This is a genomic window from Methylophaga sp. UBA1464, assembly GCF_002325665.1.
Classification (GTDB): Bacteria; Pseudomonadota; Gammaproteobacteria; order Nitrosococcales; family Methylophagaceae; genus Methylophaga.
The window spans coordinates 23,921-27,922 of the sequence record NZ_DCSO01000044.1 but is presented as its reverse complement, the minus strand read 5'-3'; the positions used below and the strand labels follow the sequence as shown (position 1 = coordinate 27,922).

Below are 4,002 nucleotides of genomic sequence, written 5' to 3'. Positions count from 1 at the left end.
TCCCGTGACAAAAACAATCCACATATAAAGAAAGTTCGGGTGGTTTCTACTGTGGAATACTACTTGTCAGATTAAGCGTGGCTGGCGAATCTCCAATTAAAGGGCGAGGAACCGCGACTCAAATAGATGGACGTTATAACACTTTTCAACGTGAAAATGTCGAGGATGGCTGGTTTCAGGAACCTGATAATCCCCCTAAAACCACGGTGCAAATTGAAACACCGAAAACCATCATTACCCGCAATCAATCCCCCGATCTGCCATTTAGCCAATCCATTAACCCCTATCGTGGCTGTGAACATGGCTGTATCTATTGTTATGCCCGTCCCTCCCACGCCTATTTAGGACTCTCCCCGGGTCTGGACTTTGAAACCAGACTGACGGCAAAACCCGATGCTGCAAAATTATTAAAAAAAGAGTTAGCCGCGAAAAATTATCAATGTTCGCCAATATCACTGGGCGCGAATACCGATCCCTACCAACCGATAGAGCGTGACTATCAAATCACCCGACAAATTCTGCAGGTTCTTAATGAACCCCGGCATCCCTGTCATATCGTGACCAAGTCGGCCATGGTGGAACGTGATATCGATATTCTGCAACAAATGGCATCACAGGATTTAGTACGGGTCCATCTTTCCATTACCACATTGGATCCGGCCTTATCGCGGGTGATGGAACCCAGAGCCAGTGCACCTAAACGTCGCTTGCAAACTATTCAAACCTTGCGTGCAGCAGGCATTCCAGTCACCGTATTGATTGCGCCAGTGATTCCGGTATTAACGGATGCCGAACTGGAGGATATTGTCAAAGCCGTCACGCGGGCGGGCGCATTGGATGTCAATTACATTCTGCTTAGATTACCACTGGAAGTCAGCCCGCTATTTGAAAAATGGCTGCAGACTTACCGCCCTAATCAGGCTCAACATATTCTTAACCGCATTCATGATTTACGCGGTGGTAAAAATAATGATCCCCGTTTTAGTCACCGGCTTCGTGGTGAAGGTATTTTTGCTGATCTATTAGAACAACGGTTTCGAAATATTCACAAAAGAACGCAACTTGAATGCTCCATAACGCCATTACGATGTGATTTGTTTCAGGCTCCAGGCAGCCAAATGCGTTTGTTTTAATACTAAAATTCTGTGTACAAGAAATCTGGGTTTATCACCTGAGGTCCGCTTTTCCTAATCAATTACAGAAAATTCCTGATTCTATAAGTCAAACGAGTATTCATAATGCGGCTTTGACATAAAAATCACGTGCCATGCTGGATGATGCGCATGTTTTCAAATTATTCAGGAATATTCAGTGACTATCAAAAACAGGCTTCAACTCGGTTTTGGCATCGTCTTGGGATTAATGGTGTTGATTGCCATTATTGGTGTAAATGAGGTCAGCAAAATTGATCGGACCATGAGTAAAATCAATGAAGTCGATAGCGTCAAACAACGCGCAGCGATTAACTTTCGTGGCAGCGTACATGATCGTGCGATTTCCATACGGGATGTGGTACTCAGTGAAAACAGCGTTGAGCGACAGCAGCATTTGCAAGATATTGAACGTCTGGAACAATTTTATGCAGAGTCAGCCATCAACCTTGAAGCCATGACCAGTAATCCACAGCAATTTACCACCCAGGAAAAAACGCTGTTAGACAATATAAAAACTATTGAACAACAAACGCTGACCCACACCGCTGAGACCATCAGACTGATTAATCAGGGCAGAAATGCTGATGCCCGAGATTATCTGCTGCAAAACACTTCTCCGGCTTACACTCAGTGGTTAGCTGCCGTAAATCAGTTTATCGATTATCAGGAAGTAACCATCAGCGATCAGGTTGACTATATTCGGCAGCAAACGGGTGGTTTTATGGCGTTGATGATTACCGTCACTTTGATTGCCATCATCATTGCCATTTTTGTCAGCTATCGCCTGATTGGTCGTCTCTATTCAACCATAGGTGGTGAGCCAGATTCGGCAGCTCAGTTAATCAGAGTATTTGCCTCAGGTGACCTGACTCAACAGGCTCAAACACGTTTTCCCAGAAGTATTGTCGGCGCATTGAGCACCATGTCCAGCGAACTATCGCAGATTATGAAAGCCATCAGTTCTTCGGCAGGCCAGGTATCGGATGCGGCCAAGGTGATGAATACCACCTCAGCAGAGAATCAAAGTTTAGTTATCGATCAAAAACAACAAACGTTGGATGGTGCCAATGCCATCAGTGAAATTTCGACTTCTGTACAGGAAATTGCCCGTCTGACCAGTGAGGCCGCGATGCAGGCACAAACGGCTGATAAAGAAACCATTAATGGTAATCAGGAAGTGTCGAAAACACTTGCCAGCATCGCAGAGCTGGCCACCAAAGTGGAGGAAGCCGCCCGTGTCATTGATGAATTGTCTGAGGACAGCAAAAAGATTGGTACCGTAGTCCAGGTCATTGCTGACATTACCGAACAAACCAATCTACTGGCATTAAATGCGGCGATTGAAGCCGCCCGTGCCGGTGAGCATGGCCGGGGCTNNCGTCGTTGCCGACGAAGTGCGTGGCTTAGCCAGTCGAACTAAAGAGTCAACATTAAATATTAAAGACTTAATCGAAAAAACCCAAAGCCGTACTTTAATTGCCGTAAAAGTTATGGAAGAAGGCCGAAACAAAGCGCATCAATGTGTGACGCAAGCAGAGCATGCCGGGGAATCATTAGCCGTTATCAGTCGTTCAGTCACGGCCATCAATGATATGAATGCCCAGATTGCCAGTGTGGCCGAGCAACAATCGGCGGTGGCTGAAGAAATTAACAATAACTTCCGCAGGATTACAGATGTTTCTGACAAAGCCGAAGCCGGTTCACAGTCGATCTCATCACTCAGTACTGAACTGAATCAATTGGCAGAAATGCTGCAACAATCCATCAGTAAATTTAAAACGGCCAGTTAGCTCTGACCATACCAAAGCCGCTCAAGTTGAGCGGCTTTTTCGCTGGTTTTACCGCAATTGTATGGTCTTACCCTCTTTTACCGACTGCAAAGCCGCTACTATGGCTTGGCAGTTTGCCCGTGCATCCTTCAGGCTGAGTAACGGATCGGTGTTGTTCAGTACACAATTGGAAAAGTGCTCGATTTCATTCACAAACTGGTCAGATGCCGGCACTTCTACCGTTTCATGTTGCCCGGCTTCGGTCCACCAGGAAATAACGGCTTTTTCATCTGCCGATTGCCAGGTGGTATGACAGGTGACGCCGCCAAGTGTGCCAATGATTTCATAAACACTGCGACGGGCGTGTTCAAAACTCATTTCAAACTGGGCAAAGCGACCATCACCATAATCAAAAATGCCGGTTAAACTAAGGTCCGCGCCATGTTCATTCAGTTTAGCCACCGCGGTAACTGCTTTGGGTTCATCTTCAAACCATAATCTGGCGGTATGAACAGCATAGGGGCCGATATCCCACATCGCCCCACCACCGTTTTCAATCGGCCGGTTTACCCGATATAAACGTGCCGGTTTCATTGGAAACGCAAAACGGGTACTGACAGTTCTGACTTCGCCGATCACACCGGACTCAATGATTTCCCGAACTGCATCATGCTGTGGATGAAAGCGATACATAAAGCCTTCCATGACTTTAACGCCCTTCTCTTTTGCCGCTTGCGTGATGGCATCAATATCTTCAACCGTTAACGCCATCGGTTTTTCAATTAATAGATGTTTACCATTGGCTATCGCTTTTAAGGCCCATTCAGCATGTTCTTCATTGGCCATTGGCAAATGGATAACATCAATATCGGGATGGGTTAATAAGCTTTCTGGATCATCCAGCGCCTGAATAGCACTATTCTGTGGTGCCAGTTTTGCCAAAACCTCTGCCGCAGCACCTGTACGACGACTGGCAACAGCAATTAACTGCGCGTTATTGGCTTCAATAATGGCGGGAATTAATTTTTCGGTGACTCGTGCTGCGCCGAGGATACCCCAGTTAAGAATCGTTTTTTCTC

2 protein-coding genes and 1 pseudogene are annotated in these 4,002 nt (G+C 46.1%); 2 read left to right on the top strand and 1 reads right to left on the bottom strand.

Going from position 1 to position 4,002, the window contains the following annotated elements; genetic code table 11:
• The first annotated feature begins 77 nt into the window (after positions 1–77).
• Positions 78–1,133 (top strand): PA0069 family radical SAM protein, encoded by a 1,056-nt coding sequence (locus B3O33_RS04595; protein ID WP_292363071.1) that lies wholly within the window; start codon positions 78–80, stop codon positions 1,131–1,133.
• A gap of 178 nt (positions 1,134–1,311) precedes the next feature.
• Positions 1,312–2,944, top strand: a pseudogene (locus B3O33_RS04590) (methyl-accepting chemotaxis protein).
• 48 nt (positions 2,945–2,992) lie between these two features.
• On the opposite strand, the gene B3O33_RS04580 reads toward B3O33_RS04590, so the two are convergent.
• A partial coding sequence (locus B3O33_RS04580) for a Gfo/Idh/MocA family oxidoreductase (RefSeq protein ID WP_349676293.1) occupies positions 2,993–4,002 on the bottom strand: 1,010 nt, incomplete at its 5' end.